This is a genomic window from Streptomyces sp. S186 (assembly GCF_051603415.1).
GTDB lineage: Bacteria > Actinomycetota > Actinomycetes > Streptomycetales > Streptomycetaceae > Streptomyces.
On record NZ_CP193932.1, the window covers coordinates 8238710 to 8257978 of the forward strand.

Here is a 19269-nt window from a genome sequence, read left to right on the forward strand (position 1 = left end):
GATGGATTCGAGCGTGACCGGGGACGCCGTGGTCCGCTGTCGCCGTTTCGGGCGCCGGGGAACGCCTGAGGTTCCGGGCGGCCCTTTTTCATCGTAACTGATGACATCATCAATTACGAGCTATCCATCAGTTCCGGTCGCCGGTGTGTCCTGTGTGGCCGGAAGTGCAGCAGGCCCCGCGCCGGGCATCGGCGCGGGGGCCTGGACGGGCATGCGGCGGCGGGGTCCGCCGAGGTCAGGGCAGCTCGGGCAGGGAACGGGTGGAGATCTCGTGGGCCTCGTCCGCCGGGAGTCCGAGCATGCGCAGGATCATCTCGGCCATCTGCTGACCGGCCTCCGCGTCGAGATCGCGCGTCGAGTTGAGCTGGAGCAGGCCGATCAGCGCGCCGCCGACCGCAGACAGTGCCACGAGCGGGTCTTCGAAGGTGAAGCGGCCGGATGCCTTACCGATCTCCAGGTCGCGCAGGGCGCGCGGCCCGAGCCCGGTGGCGGCGTTGATGTGGGGCAGGCCGCGCAGCCGCAGGATCTGGCTGATCTCGGGATGCGAGGCGGCCAGCCGAAGCGTGAGGCGGATGCTGGCGGCGAAGACAGCGGCGGGGTCGTCGATGCCCTCGGCGGCACCGTCGAGCAGCTGGCCGTACTCCTCCAGGGCGTCGCCGACCGCGGCGTCGAAGAGGTCGTTCTTGGTCTCGAAGTGGTTGTAGAACGTGCCGAAGCCCACGTCGGCGCGGTCGGCGATCTCCTGGATGCTGGCCGAGGTCTCGCCGGTCTCGGCCAGGATCTGCCGCGCGGCGCCGATCAGCGCCTGGCGGGTGCGTGCCCGGCGGCGTTCGAAGCGGTTCGCACTCGCCGGGCCGATGGTGGTGTCGGGCTGGTTCTGCATCCCGCCAGTGTAGGCGCATTCAGATCTGATGATTCCATCACTACGGCGCTTGACGATCGGGTCCCTCAAGTCTGATGCTTCTATCACTTCAGAGCTTCTCATCAGAAGCGTGTCCGTTCGAGCCACCACCAACGGAGCCCCTATGTCGGACGACCGAGCCCGCCCGCCCGGACCCACCACCGCACACCAGGACCTGCACAGCGAGCACGGGCCGCTGCGCGGGGAACATCCCGGCCGCGCCCGGCAGCCCGTGATCAAAGTGGCGGACCTGGCCTGGCTGGAGTTCGAGAAACCCGATCTGGCCCGCGCCGAGGTGTTCGCCCGCGACTTCGGCTTCGCCGTCGCCGCGCGCACCGGCCGGGCGCTGTACCTGCGCGGCACCATGCCTGGCTCGGCGTGCGTGGTAGTGCGCCACGGCCGTGCCTCACGGTTCCTCGGCCCGGCGTTCCGGGCCGCCGAGCGCGCAGACCTCGACCGCCTGGCCCGCGCCACCGGCCATCCGGTCCGCGACCTCCGGGAGTTCGGCGGCGGGCAGGGCGTGGACCTGACCGACCCGTCCGGCTTCCCGGTCCGCGTCGTCCACGGCACCGAGCAGCTCCCGGCCATGCCCGAACAGCCCCCGTTCCCCCTCAACTTCGGCGGCCGCCGGGCCCGGACCAACGCCACCCAGCGCCCGCCCCGCGCACCCGCCCGCATCCAGCGGCTCGGCCACGTGGTCCTGGAGACGCCGAGGTTCACCCAGGCCCTGGACTGGTACCTGGACACCCTCGGCCTGATCGTCAGCGACTTCCTGTTCCTGGACGGCCAGCGCGACCGCGGACCCACCATGGCGTTCATCCGCTGCGACCAGGGCAGCACCCCGGTCGACCACCACACCCTCGCGATGCACCTGGGCCCGCGCACGGGCTACGTCCACTCCGCCTACCAGGTCACCGACCTCGACGCGATCGCCGCCGGAGGGCAGTACCTCGCCGAGCGCGGCTACAAGCGCAGCTGGGGCATCGGCCGGCACATCCAGGGAAGCCAGCTCTTCGACTACTGGCGCGACCCGGACAAGCTGATGGTCGAGCACTTCGCCGACGGCGACCTCTTCGACTGCGACCTGGAACCCGGCTGGGCCCCGATGTCCGCGAGCGGCCTGGCCCAGTGGGGCCCGCCCGCCACCCGCGACTTCCTCGGCGCCAACCCCACCCCCGCCCTCATCCGCGAGGTCGTGCGCGCACTGCGCGCCGACAACGAGATCGACCCCGGCCGCCTGCTGGGCCTGATGAAAGCGATGAACCGATGAGCGTCAACGTCCTGCGCACCGCCGACGGCTGGTACGCCGTCCGCGAGCAGCGCGCCGTCCGGGTGCAGACCGCGGCCGTCACCACCGCCGAACTGCTGGCCGACCGGGACGCCGTCACCGCCGCCGCGCACAGCACCGACGCCGGCGTTCCGGTCGCCGACCTCGCGGTGCTCTCCCCGGTCACCCCAGGGTGCCGGGTCGTGGCCCAGATGACGAACTTCGCCTCGCACGCGGCCGATGCGGGCCTCGACCCGAAGAGCGTCCCGCTCACCTTCTTCCGCAAGGCGTCCGGGTCGATCAGCGGCCCGTACGAGGACATCGTCAAGCCCGCCCACGTCCGGCTGCTCGACTACGAGGTGGAGATCGGCCTCGTCATGGGCGCACCGCTCCCGGTCGGCACCCGGGTCTTCGCCGCGAACCTCGCCGACCACATCGCCGCCCTCGTGGTCACCAACGACGTCTCCGCCCGGGACCTGCAACTGCCCAAGACCCAGTTCTACGAGGCCAAGTCCTACCCCACGTTCACCCCCACCGGGCCGGCGCTGGTGCTGCTGGAGGAGGGCGACCTCGACCGGTTCGCCGAGCTGCGGCTACGCCTGTGGGTCAACGGCGAGCTGCGGCAGGACATGCCCGCCTCCGACATGATCTACCGGCCGCTCGAAGCCCTCCGGGCACTCAGCGGCTTCCAGCGGCTGGACCCCGGCGACCTGCTGCTCACGGGCACTCCGGTCGGCACGGCGCTCAGCGCGCCGCCCAAGCCGGTCGAGATCCTCGGCGCGCTGCTGCCGCCCGCGACCAAGTGGCGCCTGTTCTTCAAGGCCCAGGCCAAGAACCCCAAGTACCTGCGGGACGGCGATCTGGTGGAGGCCGCCGTCGCCACCGACGACGGCACGCTCGACCTCGGCCGCCAGCGCACGACGGTGAGGTACGCCCGATGAGCGAGGACCTGCTGTGGCCCCGCTACTACGGGCCCGACAACCTGGCCGCGATCGAGGCGGTGCCGCTTGAGGCCCGTGGCCTTCCTGCCTCCACCTACGACCTGCTGGCCCGGGCCGCGCGGCTCTGGCCCGACCGCACCGCCCTGACGGTGCTCCCCGACGCCGAGCGGTGGCGCGGGCCGCTGCGGTGCACCTTCGCCGACCTGCTGGCCGGAGTGCACCGCTATGCCAACGTCCTGCACCGGTTCGGGGTCCGCCGCGGCGCCCCGGTCGCGCTGATGGCGCCCAACTGCGCCGAACTCGTACCCGCGACGCTCGCCGCGCAGCTGGCCGGCATCGCCGCGCCGCTCAACGGCGCTCTCGCTCCCGCGCACCTGGGCGAGCTGCTGCGGCGCTCCGGTGCCCGGGTCCTCGTCGCCGCGGGCCCGGAGCTGGCCCCGGACGTCTGGGCGAAGCTTCCTGAGCTGGCCGAAGCGCTCGACGCGGTCCTGGTGCTTCGGCCCACGGCGGCAGGTGGCGATCCCGCGCCGCTGCCACGGATCGACGGGGTACTCATCGGCTACCTCGCCGACCTGGCCCGGGCCGAGGACGCGTCCGCATTCACGGGGGAACCGCCCCGGCCGGGCGACCTGGCCGCGTTCTTCCACACCGGCGGCACCACCGGCACGCCGAAGCTTGCCGCCCACACCCAGGAAGGCGAAGTGGCCAACGCCTGGATGATCGCCGCCAACTCGATGCTCGGCAGCAACGCGGTGATCTTCGCGGCGCTGCCTCTGTTCCACGTCAACGCCCTCGTGGTGACCTTGCTGGCGCCGCTGTTCAAGGGCCAGCAGGTGGTGTGGGCAGGACCGCTCGGCTACCGCGAACCCGCCCTGTACGGGGAGTTCTGGTCGATCGTCGAGCACTACGGCATCGCGGCCATGAGCGCCGTGCCGACCGTCTACCAGGTGCTCGCCCAATGCCCCGTCGGCGCGGCGGACATCAGCAGCCTGCGGTACGCCATGGTCGGCGCGTCGCCGCTGCCCGACGCCGTCCGCGCCGCATTCGAGGCCCGCACCAAGCTGACGCTGGTCGAGGGCTACGGCCTGACCGAGGCCACCTGTGCCAGCGCCCGCAGTTTCCCCGACGCGCCGCGCCCCGGCGCAGTCGGGCAGCGCATGCCCTACCAGCGGGTGAAGGTCGTCCACCCGGAATCGGGGGCGGAGCTGCCCGCCGGGCAGACCGGCCTGCTGGCGATCGCCGGCCCGACCGTGTTCGCCGGCTACGTCACCGGCCGCGACACCCAGGGCCGTCCGGTCCTCGACGGCCTCGGCAAGCTCGTGGACGGCTGGCTCGACACCGGCGACCTGGCCCGACTCGACACGGACGGGTTCGTCCACCTGGCCGGCCGCGCCAAGGACCTGATCATCCGCGGCGGCCACAACATCGACCCAGCCGTCATCGAGGACGCTCTCCTCGCCCACCCGCACGTCATCGGCGCCGGCGCGGTCGGACGCCCCGACCCGCACGCGGGCGAGGTCCCGGTCGCGTACGTGACCCTCGTCCCGGAGGCGGACGTGACCGAGGACGAGCTCCGCCAGTGGGCCGCCGAACACGTCCCGGAACGCGCTGCCGCACCGAAGTCCGTCACCGTCCTCGCCGCGCTGCCGGTCACCGATGTCGGCAAGCCCTACAAGCTCGCCCTGCGGGCGGACGCCACCCGGCTGGCTGTCGCAGAGGCCCTGGCCGGTCAAGGCCACGACGTGGAGATCGACGTGGCGGTCGAGGACGGGTCCGTCTTCCTGTCCGTCACCCCCGGCACTGGTGACCGCGAGGCCATCAGTGCGGTCCTCGACCAGTACGCCCTGCGCTGGACGTGGTCCCCGGCGACGCCCGGACCGGGGGCGTCATGACCGCCGACACCATCCCGGTGGTCGTCATCGGCGCCGGCCCCACCGGCCTGACCGCGGCGACACTGCTGGGCCAGTACGGCATCGAGACCCTCGTGCTGGACCGCTGGGACTCGGTCTACCCCCTGCCGCGGGCGGTCCACCTCGACGACGAGATCTACCGGCTGCTCGCCCGCCTCGGCATCGCCAGGCAGTTCGCCGCCATCTCCCGCCCCGCCCACGGCCTGCGACTCCTGGACCGCGAGCTGCGGGTGCTGGCCGAGTTCCGGCGCGGCGCCGAACTTGGCCGCCACGGCCACCCCGAGGCCAACATGTTCGACCAGCCCCAACTGGAGGAGCTGCTACGCGCCAACCTCGAACGGCACCCGACCGTCACCCTGCGCGGCAACGTGGAGATCACCGCGATCGAGCAGTCCGACGGCGACCGGGTGCGAATCCGGCTCACCGACCGGACCACCGGCGAGATCAGCACCGTGACCGCCGGGTACGTGCTCGGCTGCGACGGCGCGAACAGCCTGACCCGCTCGACGATCGGCTCCACCATGCACGACCTGGCCTTCACACAACGCTGGTTGGTCGTCGACCTCGCCACCGACGCCGACCTGGCCCAGTGGGAGGGCGTGCACCAGGTCTGCGACCCGGCGCGTGCTGCCACCTACATGCGCATCGGCGAGCGCCGCTACCGCTGGGAGTTCCAACTCCTTCCCCAGGAACGCGCCGACGACTACCGCGACATGACTCGCCTGCACCCCCTCATCCGGCCCTGGACCGGCGACCTCCCCGCGGAGCAACTGGAGATCGTGCGCACGGCGGAGTACACCTTCCGCGCCCAGATCGCCGACCACTGGCGCAAGCAGCGGCTCTTCCTGCTCGGCGACGCCGCCCACCTCACGCCGCCCTTCATCGGCCAGGGCATGGGCGCGGGCCTGCGCGACGCCGCCAACCTCACCTGGAAGCTCGCTGCCGTCCTCGACGGCCGTCTCCCCGAACACGTACTGGACAGCTACGAGGCGGAACGCAAGCCCCACGCCCGCTCGATGATCACCCTCGCCAAGCTGGTCGGCACCGCGATGACCGCGGGCGGGGACACCGGCAGCGCCCTTCGCCGTCTGCTCGCACCCCGCCTGCACTGGCTTCCCGGCCTGAGCAACCGCATTCTCGACAGCCGGACCCCGGCCCTGCACCGGTCAGCCCTGGTCGACCGCGGACGGCTCGGGCGCGGCCTCGCGGGACGTCTGTGCCCCAACGCCCCGTTGCCGGATGGCCGACGCTTCGACGACCTGGCCGCGGGCCGCTACGCGCTGGTCACCTCTGCAGCCGTCCCCCTCGCACTGCGCTCCGAGGTCCACGACCGCGGCGGTGTCCTGGTCACCGCCCCGCCCGGCACCGCCCTGCACCGCTGGCTCCGCAGTGGCCACACCGCAGCGGCACTGGTCCGCCCCGACGGCATCGTCCAACGCACCGCACCTGACCCGAAGGCCCTGTGCGGGCTCCTGCCCGCACCGAGCTCCTGCGGGCGTGTCCGAGGGTGATTCCGTGTCAGTGCGAGGCGAGTTGACGGACGCGGCATGGGAGCGGATTGGACCTCTGTTGCCGAAGCGGGGCGGACGTGGCCGTCCATGGCGTGATCACCGCCAAGTGGTCAACGGTGTGCTGTGGCGGCTGCGGACCGGGGCTCCCTGGCGCGATCTCCCCGAACGGTACGGGCCATGGCAGACCGTCTACGAGTGGTTCGCCCGCTGGGAAGTGGACGGGATCTGGGCGACGCTGCTGGAGCACCTCCAGGTTTGCGACGACGCGGTGGGCCGGGTGGACTGGACCGTGTCAGTCGACTCCACCATCAACCGAGCCCACCAGCACTCGGCCGGCGCCCGCAAAAGGAGGGCTGCAGACGGGGACACACTGGAAGATCCGGGCCATTCGCGGACGCGCCAGGCTCTCGGCCGCTCCCGTGGAGGCCCGACCACCTTGCCGTCGACGGCCGCCGCCTTCCGCTGTCGATTGTGCTCACACCGGGCAACGTCAACGACGCTACCGCTTTCGGCCAGGTCCTCGACAGCATCCGCATCCCGCGCGCTGTGACGGGCCGACCTCGCACGACACCGGCACGGGTACTGGGCGACAAAGCGTATTCCAGCTGGGCGATACGCCGCTTGCTGCGGCGCCGGGGCATTGCTGCCACGATCCCCGAACGCCGCGACCAGATGGCCAACCGGCGAGGTCGTGGAGACCAGGACGGTCGCCCACCCGCCTTCGACAGGAACATCTACCCCGCCCGCAACGTAGTCGAACGATGCTTTGCCCGTCTCAAGCAATTCCGTGCGATCGCGACGAGGTTCGACAAGCTCGCCGATCGCTACCGGGCTGGGATCGTCATAGCAGCTCTGATCTTGTGGCTGCGAGAACCCCGTCGGTGATCATTTGTCAGACGGGCCCTAGCAGCCAGGAGCCGACTCTATGAAGACCGTCGGTGATCGAGGCGGTTCCGACCTGAGGAGCGACTCCGACATCGCGCTCGTAGTCGTCGTCGGCGTTGGCGGTACCGGCTCCAAGGATGATCAGCGCTGAGGCCGCTACTGCTGTCGCGAGAACGGTCAGGTGCTTCATGAGGGACCTCCGCTGATCCAGGCGACTTTTCGACAGGATCATTCGCCGCCCCTTCCCCCGCCACCCGAACCTCCTCCAGCTGGCGGTCATCTCACTCCCGCGGTGCGCCGGTCCTACTTGGGCAACTCCGGCTCAAGGCGCCTGCTGGCCTGCGTCTCGGAGTTCCTCACGGAGGTCCGGGGCCTGTTTCGGGCAGTTGAAGCCTCACAGCGCGCTGCTGTGCGCTGTGAGGCTTCACACGCGCACCCGCGGAGGACGGATGTTCATGCGCGCCCTGCCCTGCACAACGCCCCGCTCACAAGCCGTTCACCCGGCCGGGTCAGCCCAGGATCCCGCGCCGTCGGCTCGGTCTGTGCTGCAGGGCGGACGCGTTCAGGGAGACGTCGCGCGGCAGTCGCAGGTGGGTGCCGTGGGTGCCCACTCGGGATGAGCCGATGGGCTGACTGGCGCCAGATGGTGGACCCGGGCCGGCGGAAGATTCCCCAGCACCGTCTCCGTGCGGAATGTGTGCCGACGCAGGATGCGGCGCAGTACGCCGAGCCCGGCGAGGGTGCGCTCGCGGTCGACTGCGTCGGCGAGTGTCCGGCGTACGGTTTCGCCGCCTACGTACCCGAAGAGGGACAGTGTGCCGCCGGGCCGCAGGGACCCGAGAAGCCGGTCGAAGATCTCCTCGGTCGTGCGGGCGTCGAAGTTGGCGAACGGAAGGCCGCACACGATGGTGTCGTAGGAGGCGAGTTCGTGTTCCTGGATCAGGCCCGTGTGGATGCGCAGTCTCGGATCGCCGGCGTAGGTGTGTTGCAGCAGGGCGGCGAAGCGCGGGTTGGCCTCGATCAGATCCAGGGTGTCCAGTGGGCCGAGTGAGTCGGTGATGTAGCGGGTCACCGCACCTGTACCGGGCCCTACTTCGAGTACCGCGCGGCTGCGGCCGGGATTCGGGATCATGTACCGGGTGAGGGCCCTGCAGAGCCGGGCGCCGCTCGGGGCGATAGCCCCCACGTCCTGACGGGTCTTCGCATATTCCCGGAGGAAAACCGTTACTTCGGCCACGTGCCATCCATCTGTCTAGTGCTTGCGAAATCATCGAGGTGCGAGTGATGACACCTTCTTAGACGCCCGTAGCGGCGACATCGTGCCGGGCAGTGTGCCCTTGAACTGGTAAAACAACTGATGAGCGGTCGGGGAGATATCGTGAAGGAGATGTGCCGGGGGCTCCTTGTCCCCGTCACGCGATCCAGTGCAGCCCGGAACATTACTTCACGAGTGCAAGACCAGAAAATGCCCGATCTTCATTCGTTTGTTTGGAGTTGTGCCGGCTTTCCCGTGTTGCAGGACGACGGCCGCGGCCGACCGCCGATCGCCTCGACGCGGTGTCGTCGACGGCTTGAAACGCCAGTCACACGATGCGCGAAGGGGGCACGTTGCGCGTTGCGCACGGTTATGAGGAGTTGTCGGGACGTGGTGTGGCCCTTCATCCTCCACTCGACCTCGACATGATTCGAACCACAGCACGACACCGGCGGTCGCACTGTCGACGGCCACCAGAAATGGCTCTGATCAACATTTCGGGATGACCGAGTGTGACCGCTCCTATACCACTCCCTCCTCTTGAGGTCTACCAGGGCACGACCACGACCTGTTCGCCGTCCTCATAGATGGTCTTTCCAGGGTTCGACGACTCGGCCCGTTCGCACTCCAAGCCATGCGCGGCCAGAAGTTCCAGATAGCCGGCCACCCGGTCGACGAGATGAACGGCTGTGGACTTGAAATACGCCACGGCGGACCTGGGCGTTGCCATCGTCGCCGCACTCGCCCCAAGGCAGTCCGACGAGTGGTTCCGCCGCCGAACCGCTGACCGCGATGCTGCTTGACGCCGTACGTCAGCCCGGGCAGGCACCGCGTCCGCCGTGCTCAACACCGGCCGCCAGGTCGGCGGAGCGATCGTGGTAGCGGTCTTCGGGGCGCTGTTGGGGGCGGCGCAACGAGGAGGCGTGAGACGTGCTGCGGGCCTGGATGCCACGACGGATGGCACTCTGCCGCTCTGCTCGCACCCAAGCCAGCGCCCCCGGCCTGCACCGGACCGGACACAGCATCTGCCCGATTCTTCCCACCCCGCCCGGGCCCCGCACGCCCCGTGAGGATTCCGCACCGCATCCTGCGCCACGTCGCTACACGCACCACGCTCACCAGCCATTTCACTGCTATTTGATCGGCCATGGTTAGCGTCAAATCGTCCGAGGGTTCCCATCGCACTGCGCCACGCAATGCGACCGACCCACCACTACCGAGGAAGGACGCTCAACATCATGAGCAACACGTCCCGCATTGAGACCCGTGAGATAGCCGACGACGAGCTCGACAGCGTCGCGGGTGGTCTCTCCGTCAGTGGCTCCGTGAACGGCCTGACCGCCACGTTCGCCCCGGGCCCGAATGGCATCCCCATCCTGACCGGCGGCTCTGTGAAGTCCGTCAGCCTCACGGTCTCCGACATCCCCCTGGGCCCGATCCACGGCTGAGGTACAGCTGTAGCACGGTGCTCATCCATCGGGCCCCTGAACCACCCAGCCGTCGTGGGGTGGTTCAGGGTCCTGTGTGACGTCGGCCTTCAAGACCTGGTTGTGGTCGCGGAGGCCGACCTTGCCGTACGCGGCGGCTGACGATGTCTGTGCGGCGAAGGGCGCCTGGCGATCCGGGACTGGGAAGAGCAGGGACGGTTGCCCACCGACGAGGAGTTCGTGGACTTCGTGGACCTGTTGTCGTCGCGGGGCGAGCCGCACCGGGCTCACAGCCCGATGTCGCGGACCGCTGGAAGCGGATGGCGTGGTGCCGTGCCACGGACGCAGCGGCCACCACGGACACGGCGTCCATGCTGATCGCCGCGTACTGCCAACGCACCGGCATGTCCGATCTCACGGCATCGAGAATCTTCTTCAGCCCGGCCGGCCCCTAGCTGCTTTCCGGCCCGTTGTCTTTCGTCCGCTCGCTGTTCTCCGGAGGCGCGGGTGCCCAGTGCATGCGGATCACCGCGTATGTCTCGCCGTCCCTCGGCGGACGCGTCCAGGAACGGGAGGAGAACGTGTGCAGCCGCCCGTTCACGAGAGCATGACGCGGCAGAGACGCACCGAACTCCCTGGCCACCGCTTCCAGCAGCGACCGTTCAACCTCGGCCCCGTCCTCCAGGGCGTCGAAGAACCGGCTCGGATCCAGCGCCCGCGGTATCTCCCCGCTCCGCCGAACCTCGCCGTCCACGTAGGTGAATGCGTATTGCTTGGCGCCGTCTCGTGCCGCCGAAAGGTGGAAGAACGGCTCCCCGTGCCATGTCCTCAGGCCGCTCCACACCACCACCGCACGGGTGCCCTCGCTGGCGGCCGCTGCCGGAGAGACGAACCGTCGCTGGTCGAACGGGGCGGGATCGCTGTCGAAGGCGAAGCCCCAACCGGTGCCGGCCCGGCCGACCGCCATGAGAGCCCTGTCGTCGTAGGATGAGAACTCCCTCTGGTTGTGCAGCGACCTGTGGCGCGCCTCCCAGCAGGTCATGGGCTCGTTCAGCACGGTGCCGGTGCCGGTGCCGGTGCCGGAGCCGTCCCCGTCCCCGAGGCGTTTGGGCAACTCCTCCGGCTCCACCCCCTCCACCAGAACGAACCGGTAGCACGTGCGGTTGTTGCCCGGGTCCGGCTCTGGTCGCCCAGCCCGGCGGCCCGCGGTCTGCCGTACTCCTTGGCCTCGTCCAGCGCCTGCGCGGCCCGTTCCCAGCCGCCGCGCAGTGCCTCAAGCCGGGCCTCCTCCACCAGGGCGTCCAGCTTTTGCGTCGTGTCGTTGGCGAACGCCGGCTCCCCGTCGGCCCGGTGCGCCTGGAGGCTGTGGAACTCCCGGTACATGTCCCGCATGAACTCACGGAAGTTCGCGTGCCGCTCGGGCGGCGCGGCCCGCCAGCTCGCCCACGTGTACACGGCCCACTCGCCGTCGTCGTCCACGTCCTCGGGATCCATGAGGACGTGGGTGATGTCGGACTCGACATCGAGCTGCAGCCCGCGCCGCCAGATGTCCGCCTCGCGCCGCTCCTCGGGCCCGGCGTCCTCGTCCAGGTACTCCTCGAACATGACCGCGAGTCCCGACTCGTCGTTGTGCCAGCGTGCGTCCTCGGTCCCCGCCAGCAGCCACACGAACCCGCCCGCGTGCCGCCACCCGTCGCTGACCTTGAGGAACTCCCGGTACGACGGGGGCATTCGTAGGCCGAGGCGGTCCTCCATGACTGCGATCCGCTCCTCGGACGCGGGCGGGAACCCCAGCCAGCGCGCCCTCCACGCGGCCTCGTCGTCCTCGTCTGGGGTCTCGCCGTCCGGTAGAGAGTCCGCCCACTCCCCGCTCCACCTGAGCAGGAAGGACCGCCAGTCGAATGCAGTGGTGTCTGTCATACGCCCGATGCTGCCACCCACCACTGACAGTGCTCCGTTGCCTGCTGCCGCCAACAGGACCTTGCCTACGCGACCAGCCCGACCGTGCGGCTCACCGCAATCGCGTGCCGCCGGGCCAGGGCTCGCCATTCGGCGCGCCCTCTCCGTGTTGAGTTGCCGGCTGCGCTATATGGCACAGTTCACCTTCCCTGGTGTCATACACCTCTGCGCCCTGGACCGTGTACGTGACCTCGATCAAATGTATCGGCTGTATCGGCGCTAAATGTTCAGTCCGCAGGTGTTGGTGTTCACAGGAGGGGAAACATGTCGAAGTTCCATATTCGCTTGATTTCAGGGGCTGTTGCCAGCCTCGCACTGACCGCCGGGACCGTGGACCTCGCCAGCCCGGCCGCCGCAGCCGGGACCGCCCCGCCGTGTGTCACTGGCATGGTCGACGGAGCGTCGGGGACGGCGGCCAAGACGGCGTATGTCAGCAACGGATGCGACTTCAACGTCGCCGTCGACATGGTTGTTTCGAACGGAACGGACAGCGGATGCGTCACCATCTCGCCCGAACGCGAATACAAGTTCACGACGTGGGGCGGCAACCAGCAGGTCTTCGCCATCAACAACTGCCAGCCATAAGGCTCGACAAGCAAGGCTCGACAAGCTGAGTCCTCAGCCCCGGAAGAAGAATCCCGACATGACGAGGGGTGCCTGGCAGCGGGCACCCCCTTGAGGCTTTCATTTGGAGCATTGAGCCGACCAGAGGAAGATGCCCGCGATGTGAACCTCCAACTTGCCGTCGATGTACTCCTGTACGGACCTGAACAGGCCGCCGGTCGGCCGCACACTCGCCCGGACCGGGCTCATTGGCGACAAGGCGTTCTCCAGCTACGACAACCGCGCCTACCTGCGGCGATGCTACGCGACGTGGGGGGGAAGCATCGCCTGCGGCGACCAACCGGGCGCCCCTCCGTCGCGCCGCGGTGCTCAGCAAGGTCGTGAGGGCAGGCTGACCTCGCTCTCCGCCTTCGGTGAACTGGGTATGCCACCGGGTAACGGCAGTCGGTGGGCGGCCAGGGCCTGCTGCCGTCGATGAGCCCGGCTTCGTGGCAGTGTTCTACGGCAGCAGCTCACACTGCCGCAGCCTCGTCGCCTGGTGGAGCCTGATTGACCCACTTCCGCGCGGCGGCAAGATCTGTTGCGGTGCCCACTATCTGGTAGGCGAACCCGTCCCACTGCTCCAAGACCCGCGGTTCGTCCGGGCGAAGGTGGCCGCCGGCCCCGTGCATCGGACGGTGCCGGCGCCAGATATCCAAAGGCGGACGGCGCCGGCGCTGGTATGGGGCGAGCGGGTCACTGTCGTCGACGCGCGGGATGGCACGTGAGGGTCTGTTCGGTGCTCCAGGGCGGCGATGCTTGGCCATGCGCTCGATGCTCTCAGGTCGCGATGTGGTGGTCGTCACGTCGCCCGCATCAATGCCGCAGCCGCCCGCGTGGGACGGGTGGCTGCGCACGGCGAGTCGTGAGGTGGAGCTGGGGAGGTGCCGCTAATTCCCCCGTGGTAGCTGCCCCGCTGAATCCTCCGCCGCCGCGCGTGACGCTCACCTTGTTGTTCGTGATCCGTCTGTTGTTCGTGATCCGTTCTTCACCACCTACCCACCCACCCCCTGCCCGGGTTCCGTCGGCCAACACCTGAACGGCCGAGGTCCTTGCCGCACCTGCTCGCTGACTGCGTGCTGACTGCGTATCGACCACGTGACTCATCGGAACAGCCCTGTCCTCGCAGGGGCCATCTCCGGCGCCACCAGTTGGTAAGTACGCTTGATCACATGAAGCAGTACAACCAGCGCGGTACCGATGCGCACACCTATACCGTCCTCGCCTTGACCCTGATCGGCGCCGCGATCGGCGGCTTTACCCTCAGCGCCGTCTCGGAGTGGCAAGGAAAAATCCTCACGCTGATCATCTTGATCGGCTGGGGACTCGGCGTCCGATGGTGGAGCCGCACCCGGCCCCACCACACCAGCGACACCCACTAACCGCGCGAGGCGACGGGGATGGGGGCGGGGACGACGTCACTTCAGCGTCGTATTCGCCGCCACCGTCAGGATCGACCGTAGCTGCGCAATGATGTCCAGCCGGTTCTGCACGAACTGCGGATCCGTGATCTTTCCGGTCGTCGGGTCGGTGTTGCCGGCGCCGAACTGGAGCACCGGTGTGTGCACGTGCCCGCCTGGCAGCCTGTTGTGCAGGCCCAGCCGGTCGCGCAGCAGGGTCGCGCGGTAGGCGATCTCGTTGGAGAGGTAGTTGCCGCCGCCGCCCTCACGGGCCGTGGAGCCAAGGGTGGGGCCGTCGGGGCGTACGACGGGTTCGGTGCTCCCTGTTGGGATCTCGGTGACCTCGGTGTGGTCGTAGCTCGGGAACCGGCCGGTGTGCGCGGTCACAATCCCCTTGTAGGGGAGGGTGGTTGTCGTCCACTGCGGCTGTGTGGCCGGGGAGGCGACCGGGATGGTCCCAGTGCTGCTGATGTTGTCGTTGTCGGGGTAGCCGCCACGCCAGGCCCCGTTCGTCCGCTCGACGTCGAAGCGGCCCACCCGGCCCTGGCTCACCGTCGTGTACAGGTCGACCTTCGGCAGGTACGGCGCCAGTGTCCGCTCCACCGTCCGCTCCGCGAAATCCTGCCAGCGCACCGGGAACGTGACGGCCTCGATGCGGGCCGGACCGGAGTTGGTCTGGATCACCGTCCCGTCGAGAGCGAGCGCGACGGCCCCGGACGGGTTGGAGATCCTGATGTCCCGGTCCAGTGTGAACGGGTCGAAGCCGGTGACGAGAATGCGCTTGATGCCCGTGGCGCGGGATGGGTAGCGGATGTCGGTCTGGCCGCGCGAGGTTCGCTCCAACTGGTCAAGCAGGAACGAGCGTTGGGCATCACTGAGCCGGAAACCCGGCTCCCACGTGCGCAGGTCCCGCGTCATCCCGAGCCGCGCCCAGTACAGCGGCCGGTCGTCATCCCGGCTGAGGTCGCCACCCGCGGGGCCCCGCCCCTGCGCCCAGTCGACGGCGCTGCGTGAAGGAGGTGGCTGGCGCCTCGAAATACGCTCGGCTCGCGGAGGAAGTCTCAACCGAGTGCAAGGAGTTCCTTGCCGCGATAGAAGAAGGCGAGCTCAGGCGCTCAGCTCTCTTCGAAGGACCGGAGCTGATGGCAGTCCCTCCAGCCATCGAGGCTGCCCTTGAAGTCAACACGGCGCTGTGGCAGATGGAGAAACCGGCACGCGAGCACGAACCTCCGCCCGTGGCGCGGGATAGGCTCCCAGGAGCGTCTGAATACGTACCGCAAGCGAGCCCGAAAAGACCTGGGCATCAACAAGGATGCCTGGCGAGCCGTCTGAAGACTTCCGGGCAGTAGGGCAGACGTGCATCCGCGCGGGCGGGAGCCGCCGCCACAGTGCTCAACCGTCCGCGAGGAGTTCAGGCGGCGGCCCGTGTGCCGCGCTGAGGAGTGGCCCGATAGACGCGGGCCCGCTCGTGGACTTCCGGAAGTGCGTACATGGTCGTGTGCTCGTGACCGTTGCCAAGTGAGGCGGTGCTGACCGGAGAAGCGGCGGATCTTGCCACCCATCGCCCACCGGCATATCACCTGTCGCCCACCGGCGTCTCACCTGCTGCGGGACTCCGGTTGCCTCGGCGGCCTCGTGCGCAAACACCAAGTCCTCCGGAAGATCTCGGCGAGACGCACACGCACCTCCAGGTCGATCATGCGAAAGCCCTCGACGAAGCGGAGGCTTCAGGGCTTGCCGGCACACGAGTGCTTCATTGGGTGCAGTACTACATTCATCTATCAGGTCTGCAACCTCTTATAGGCCCATATAGGCCGTCTCAAATGATCAACACTTAACTCCATATTGGGCCGTTGGGGCGGAGGGCTTGCGACTGCCCTGGTATGGCCACCCGTTGGCATCTGATTCCGGCGCGCCGCCGAACATCTGCGGCACCTGGCTGAGTGGAGTCCCGCAATGATCTCTTGAGAAGCGCGAACACCGTTGTCCGGTCTGGCCGTTCAATGATCCGGCGAGGGTGAGATTGTACAGTCGGGCGATGCCGTTCATCGCATGGTGAGCGCCGCGCCCTTCAAACGGCAGTCGCAGAGAATCTCCCAGTTCTTCATGCGGGCGAAGGCATGCTCCACGCGGGACCGAAACTTGCCGTGGGGGGAGTTGTGCTCTTCCTTCCGCCCGGGCAGTTCGCTCTGCCCGCGCTGGCGGCAGTGCGGGACGATCGCTGCTCCCCAGTCGGCCTCGGCCGCCCGGCGCCGAACATGACCGCGACAGGCACCAAGCCCGCCACGTCAGCAACACCCACTGCTGAGCCCCCGTCACCACCTGCCTCACCCGGACCCGCTCCGCGCAACGCGACGCCCGAGGCTCAGTGAGTCCTGCCGTCCTGCCCGCGAAGGGCCGGAAGACGACCGCTGGGTCGGCCATACCGCCAACCTGTCCTCCACCCGCCCGAACGCCCGCTGTCCGGTGTGCCATCCTGGCCGAGCCCTTAATCTGGGGCTCACACCGGACCTTTCACATGGGTAGCCTGGGAACCTGCGGGCCCCTTTGGCGGAGTGAAGGCATCCGGGCTGGGCCGCGAGATGAGCCAAATGCTGATCTTGATGCCTGCCTGGAGCTCAAGACCATGTGGGACGCGTTGGGGGCGTAACCGCAGCAACCTGTGAGACGTGCTTTACCCGGGCGTCGCCGAGCCAGCCATGCCTGTCTCGGCGACGCCCGTTATGTTGTCGGCAAGTCGGGGAAGCTTCACGCTGGTTGCATCGTCGGCGGGGAGGTAGACCACTACCCGGGCATGCGACTGCTGCTCCATCGGGGCGAGTTTCATGTAATCGACGCTCAATGCACCCAGTACCTGGTGGTTGAAGTGTTTGCGGGCCGGCTGGAACGCGGCGATGTCGTGCTGCTGCCACCAGGACCGGAACAGCGGGCTGGCTGCATGTAGCGCTTCCGTCAGCTGCTCGAAGCGTGCATCGCCCGCATACTGTGCGGCGGCTGCCCGGTACTGTGCCAGCAACTGCTGGGCCTCCCGTTGCCAGTCCGGCAGCAGGGAATGCATGGCCGGGCTGGTGAACACCAGCCAGAGGATGTTGCGTTTGGCAGGAGGTAGATGCAGGGGATCGCCGATCAGCCCGGCTTCGGAACGGTTCCAGCACAACAGGTCCCAGCACGGGCTCAGAGCATAGGCCGGATACGGGGCGAGCCCGTCGACGAGCTTCTGCAGCAAGGGGTTGGAGGCTGACACCGGCTCAACCGGGACCGGGATGTCGGCCAGCATAAACAGAAGACGCAGCTCGTCGGGTCCCATCCGGAGTGCTTGGCCGATGGACTGGACCACTTGGCGGCTCATGGTGATGGGCCGTCCCTGCTCCAGCCAGGTGTACCAGGTGACGCTCACCCCCGACAGCTGCGCGACCTCCTCGCGCCGCAGACCCGGCGTTCGGCGCCGCGGCCCTTCGGGCAGTCCCACAGTGGCCGGCGAGACACGCTCCCGGCGGGAGCGGACGAACGCCGCCAGTTCCTTGCGCTGCGCTGCAGACTCCACCAATGGAATCCCCTCTGACGCACCCAGGCATGAACGCCAACCCGCGTGTAAGGCTGTCGAGTTGGATACCAGCATAATCTGTGTCTGGTCCCCCTTTCCCAGGGTGAGCAGCATGGTTCCATGACCTCCGCACGCACGCCAACTGCCGCCCCTGCGCCGGCAGAGCACGCGCTTCCGGACACCACCCGCACGTGGCGCGCAGTGCTGGTGGCCATGTCCGGGACCTTCATGGCGATCATGGATGTGTTCATCGTTCTGATCGCCGCCCCCGCCATCCAACGCAACCTGCACGCCACGGACGCCGAGGTGCAGTTTGTCCTGGCCGGTTACCAACTCACCTATGCCGTGACCTTGGTGACTGGAGGACGCCTTGGCGATCTGTACGGACGCAAGCGTATCTTCCAAACTGGCCTGCTGGTCTTCACGGTTGCCTCGCTCGCCTGCGGGCTTGCGCCCACCGCGGGGGTGCTCATCGCTGCCCGCCTGGTTCAGGGTGTGGGCGCTGCGTTGCTCTTCCCGCAGGTCTTCGCGATGATCCAGGTACTGCTTCCGGAGAGTCGCCGAGACCGCACCTACGGCATCCTCGGCGCGGTGATCGGCATGTCCACCATCGTCGGACAGGTACTCGGCGGTCTGCTCATCCAAAGCGACCTGTTCGGCACCAGCTGGCGCCCGGTGTTCTGGATCAACGTTCCGATCGGGGCCGTGGCGCTTGTGCTGTCAGCACGGTTGCTCCCGGAGTCCCGCGCCTCCCAGGCTCGCCGCTTGGACCCGGCCGGCACCGTGGTCCTGACCGTCGCACTGTTCCTGCTGGTCTTCCCCCTGATCGAAGGAAGGGAAGTCGGCTGGCCGACCTGGACCTGGCTCAGCCTGACCGGGGCAGCGCTGGCGCTGGCGGCATTGGCATGGGTGGAGCGTTGGGTCAGCCGGTCCGGACGTTCTCCCCTGGTTGAGCCGAAACTCTTCCGCCAACGAGCCTTCCTCGCCGGCCTGTTGCTGATCCTGATCTTCTACAGCGCCCTCAACTCCTTCTTCCTCATCTTGTCGATCACGCTCCAGGACGGGCTCGGACTGTCCGCCGTAGCCGCCGGGCTCGTCTACACCCCGCAAGCCCTTGCCTTCTTCCTGGCCAGCCTGCTGGCGGGCCGCCTGGTCAGGCGGCATGGACGCCGGGTACTGGAAGCCGGCGCGGCCATCGCCTTGCTCGGATTCGCAGCCACCATCGCGGCCGCACTGGCTGCCGGGGCACACCTCAACGCCTGGATCGTCATGCCCTGCCTGATCGTCCAGGGCATCGGGGAAGGACTTCTGCAGACACCGCTGCTCAACGCCGTCCTCTCCAGGATCGACGAGGACCACGTCGGCCTGGCCTCCGGCGCTTTGTCCACCGCCCAACAGGTCGGCGGTGCGCTCGGCGTGGCCGTCATCGGCGTCCTCTTCTACAACGCCCTTGGCAGCGCACGCACCGGCCAGGTCAGCGTGTACGCGCACGGATTCGGCACCGCGACAGTGTTCAACGCTGTCGTCCTGGCAGCCGTCACCGCACTGGTATTCCTCCTGCCGGCGCAGCGCCGAGCTCAACGTGCTGGGCGAGGACCCATTCGGTGATCCCCAGCACCCCCTCCGACGCCTGACTCGAACTGACCACCTACCCCGAAGCCATCGT

Annotated in this window: 14 protein-coding genes and 4 pseudogenes; 9 read left to right on the forward strand and 9 right to left on the reverse strand. The window is 68.6% G+C overall.

What is annotated here, in order from left to right; genetic code table 11:
- Positions 1-235: 235 nt before the first annotated feature.
- The gene (locus tag ACRAS8_RS35785) at positions 236-883 is read right to left on the reverse strand and encodes a TetR/AcrR family transcriptional regulator (RefSeq protein ID WP_438490195.1); all 648 of its coding nucleotides are present in this window, start codon (positions 881-883) and stop codon (positions 236-238) included.
- Between the two features lie 142 nt (positions 884-1025).
- Here ACRAS8_RS35785 and ACRAS8_RS35790 point away from each other — a divergent pair, with 142 nt between their 5' ends.
- The 5 genes and pseudogenes from ACRAS8_RS35790 to ACRAS8_RS35810 all read left to right on the forward strand — a co-directional run bounded on the left by ACRAS8_RS35790 (position 1026) and on the right by ACRAS8_RS35810 (position 7437).
- Positions 1026-2171 (forward strand): VOC family protein, encoded by a 1146-nt coding sequence (locus tag ACRAS8_RS35790; RefSeq protein ID WP_438490196.1) that lies wholly within the window; start codon positions 1026-1028, stop codon positions 2169-2171.
- Positions 2168-3109, forward strand: a complete 942-nt coding sequence (locus ACRAS8_RS35795; protein WP_438490197.1) for a fumarylacetoacetate hydrolase family protein — start codon at positions 2168-2170, stop codon at positions 3107-3109. Before ACRAS8_RS35790 ends, ACRAS8_RS35795 begins: the two co-directional genes overlap by 4 nt.
- On the forward strand, positions 3106-5001 hold the full coding sequence (locus ACRAS8_RS35800; protein WP_438490198.1) for an acyl-CoA synthetase: 1896 nt from the start codon (positions 3106-3108) through the stop codon (positions 4999-5001). The genes ACRAS8_RS35795 and ACRAS8_RS35800 overlap by 4 nt, the downstream gene beginning before the upstream one ends.
- Positions 4998-6530 (forward strand): bifunctional 3-(3-hydroxy-phenyl)propionate/3-hydroxycinnamic acid hydroxylase MhpA, encoded by a 1533-nt coding sequence (mhpA, locus tag ACRAS8_RS35805; RefSeq protein ID WP_438490199.1) that lies wholly within the window; start codon positions 4998-5000, stop codon positions 6528-6530. The genes ACRAS8_RS35800 and mhpA overlap by 4 nt, the downstream gene beginning before the upstream one ends.
- Before the next feature lie 4 nt (positions 6531-6534).
- A pseudogene (locus ACRAS8_RS35810) lies at positions 6535-7437 on the forward strand (IS5 family transposase).
- On the opposite strand, the gene ACRAS8_RS35815 reads toward ACRAS8_RS35810, so the two are convergent.
- The 3 genes from ACRAS8_RS35815 to ACRAS8_RS35825 form a co-directional block, all read right to left on the reverse strand.
- Entirely contained in the window at positions 7423-7605 is a 183-nt protein-coding gene (locus tag ACRAS8_RS35815) for a hypothetical protein (protein ID WP_438490200.1), read from the reverse strand. The pseudogene ACRAS8_RS35810 and the gene ACRAS8_RS35815 sit on opposite strands and share 15 nt — an antisense overlap.
- A gap of 372 nt (positions 7606-7977) precedes the next feature.
- The gene (locus ACRAS8_RS35820; protein ID WP_438490201.1) at positions 7978-8547 is read right to left on the reverse strand and encodes a class I SAM-dependent methyltransferase; all 570 of its coding nucleotides are present in this window, start codon (positions 8545-8547) and stop codon (positions 7978-7980) included.
- A 670-nt stretch (positions 8548-9217) separates the two neighbouring features.
- The gene (locus ACRAS8_RS35825; RefSeq protein WP_438490202.1) at positions 9218-9379 is read right to left on the reverse strand and encodes a hypothetical protein; all 162 of its coding nucleotides are present in this window, start codon (positions 9377-9379) and stop codon (positions 9218-9220) included.
- A 529-nt stretch (positions 9380-9908) separates the two neighbouring features.
- On the opposite strand from ACRAS8_RS35825, the gene ACRAS8_RS35830 reads away from it, so the two are divergent.
- Positions 9909-10118, forward strand: a complete 210-nt coding sequence (locus ACRAS8_RS35830; RefSeq protein ID WP_438490203.1) for a hypothetical protein — start codon at positions 9909-9911, stop codon at positions 10116-10118.
- A 430-nt stretch (positions 10119-10548) separates the two neighbouring features.
- Here the strand turns inward: ACRAS8_RS35830 and ACRAS8_RS35835 are convergent.
- Positions 10549-12017 (reverse strand): annotated as a pseudogene (locus ACRAS8_RS35835) (SMI1/KNR4 family protein).
- A 303-nt stretch (positions 12018-12320) separates the two neighbouring features.
- On the opposite strand from ACRAS8_RS35835, the gene ACRAS8_RS35840 reads away from it, so the two are divergent.
- On the forward strand, positions 12321-12641 hold the full coding sequence (locus ACRAS8_RS35840; RefSeq protein WP_438490204.1) for a hypothetical protein: 321 nt from the start codon (positions 12321-12323) through the stop codon (positions 12639-12641).
- A 491-nt stretch (positions 12642-13132) separates the two neighbouring features.
- Here the strand turns inward: ACRAS8_RS35840 and ACRAS8_RS35845 are convergent, their stop codons facing one another.
- Positions 13133-13426 carry a DUF6087 family protein gene (locus tag ACRAS8_RS35845; protein ID WP_438490205.1) on the reverse strand — a complete coding sequence of 98 codons (294 nt, stop codon included), beginning with the start codon at positions 13424-13426 and terminating at the stop codon, positions 13133-13135.
- A 405-nt stretch (positions 13427-13831) separates the two neighbouring features.
- Here ACRAS8_RS35845 and ACRAS8_RS35850 point away from each other — a divergent pair, with 405 nt between their 5' ends.
- The gene (locus ACRAS8_RS35850) at positions 13832-14041 is read left to right on the forward strand and encodes a hypothetical protein (protein WP_438490206.1); all 210 of its coding nucleotides are present in this window, start codon (positions 13832-13834) and stop codon (positions 14039-14041) included.
- 36 nt (positions 14042-14077) lie between these two features.
- Here the strand turns inward: ACRAS8_RS35850 and ACRAS8_RS35855 are convergent.
- The 3 genes and pseudogenes from ACRAS8_RS35855 to ACRAS8_RS35865 form a co-directional block, all read right to left on the reverse strand.
- Positions 14078-15070, reverse strand: a pseudogene (locus tag ACRAS8_RS35855) (pyroglutamyl peptidase); the annotation flags it as partial.
- A 996-nt stretch (positions 15071-16066) separates the two neighbouring features.
- Positions 16067-16278: pseudogene (locus ACRAS8_RS35860) on the reverse strand (transposase family protein); the annotation flags it as partial.
- A 455-nt stretch (positions 16279-16733) separates the two neighbouring features.
- Entirely contained in the window at positions 16734-17717 is a 984-nt protein-coding gene (locus tag ACRAS8_RS35865; RefSeq protein ID WP_438490207.1) for a helix-turn-helix transcriptional regulator, read from the reverse strand.
- A gap of 6 nt (positions 17718-17723) precedes the next feature.
- On the opposite strand from ACRAS8_RS35865, the gene ACRAS8_RS35870 reads away from it, so the two are divergent.
- Positions 17724-19211 carry an MFS transporter gene (locus tag ACRAS8_RS35870; protein ID WP_438490208.1) on the forward strand — a complete coding sequence of 496 codons (1488 nt, stop codon included), beginning with the start codon at positions 17724-17726 and terminating at the stop codon, positions 19209-19211.
- The last annotated feature ends 58 nt before the right edge of the window (positions 19212-19269 follow it).

Excerpts from the sequence above, each read along its gene's own strand:
- ACRAS8_RS35795 (WP_438490197.1), top strand. The coding sequence starts at position 2,168 with ATGAGCGTCAACGTCCTGCGCACCGCCGACGGCTGGTACGCCGTCCGC.
- ACRAS8_RS35840 (WP_438490204.1), top strand. The coding sequence starts at position 12,321 with ATGTCGAAGTTCCATATTCGCTTGATTTCAGGGGCTGTTGCCAGCCTC.
- ACRAS8_RS35830 (WP_438490203.1), top strand. The coding sequence starts at position 9,909 with ATGAGCAACACGTCCCGCATTGAGACCCGTGAGATAGCCGACGACGAG.
- ACRAS8_RS35865 (WP_438490207.1), bottom strand. The coding sequence starts at position 17,717 with ATGCTGCTCACCCTGGGAAAGGGGGACCAGACACAGATTATGCTGGTA.
- ACRAS8_RS35845 (WP_438490205.1), bottom strand. The coding sequence starts at position 13,426 with ATGGCCAAGCATCGCCGCCCTGGAGCACCGAACAGACCCTCACGTGCC.
- ACRAS8_RS35790 (WP_438490196.1), top strand. The coding sequence starts at position 1,026 with ATGTCGGACGACCGAGCCCGCCCGCCCGGACCCACCACCGCACACCAG.
- ACRAS8_RS35785 (WP_438490195.1), bottom strand. The coding sequence starts at position 883 with ATGCAGAACCAGCCCGACACCACCATCGGCCCGGCGAGTGCGAACCGC.
- ACRAS8_RS35820 (WP_438490201.1), bottom strand. The coding sequence starts at position 8,547 with ATGATCCCGAATCCCGGCCGCAGCCGCGCGGTACTCGAAGTAGGGCCC.
- ACRAS8_RS35870 (WP_438490208.1), top strand. The coding sequence starts at position 17,724 with ATGACCTCCGCACGCACGCCAACTGCCGCCCCTGCGCCGGCAGAGCAC.
- ACRAS8_RS35800 (WP_438490198.1), top strand. The coding sequence starts at position 3,106 with ATGAGCGAGGACCTGCTGTGGCCCCGCTACTACGGGCCCGACAACCTG.
- ACRAS8_RS35850 (WP_438490206.1), top strand. The coding sequence starts at position 13,832 with ATGAAGCAGTACAACCAGCGCGGTACCGATGCGCACACCTATACCGTC.
- mhpA (WP_438490199.1), top strand. The coding sequence starts at position 4,998 with ATGACCGCCGACACCATCCCGGTGGTCGTCATCGGCGCCGGCCCCACC.
- ACRAS8_RS35815 (WP_438490200.1), bottom strand. The coding sequence starts at position 7,605 with ATGAAGCACCTGACCGTTCTCGCGACAGCAGTAGCGGCCTCAGCGCTG.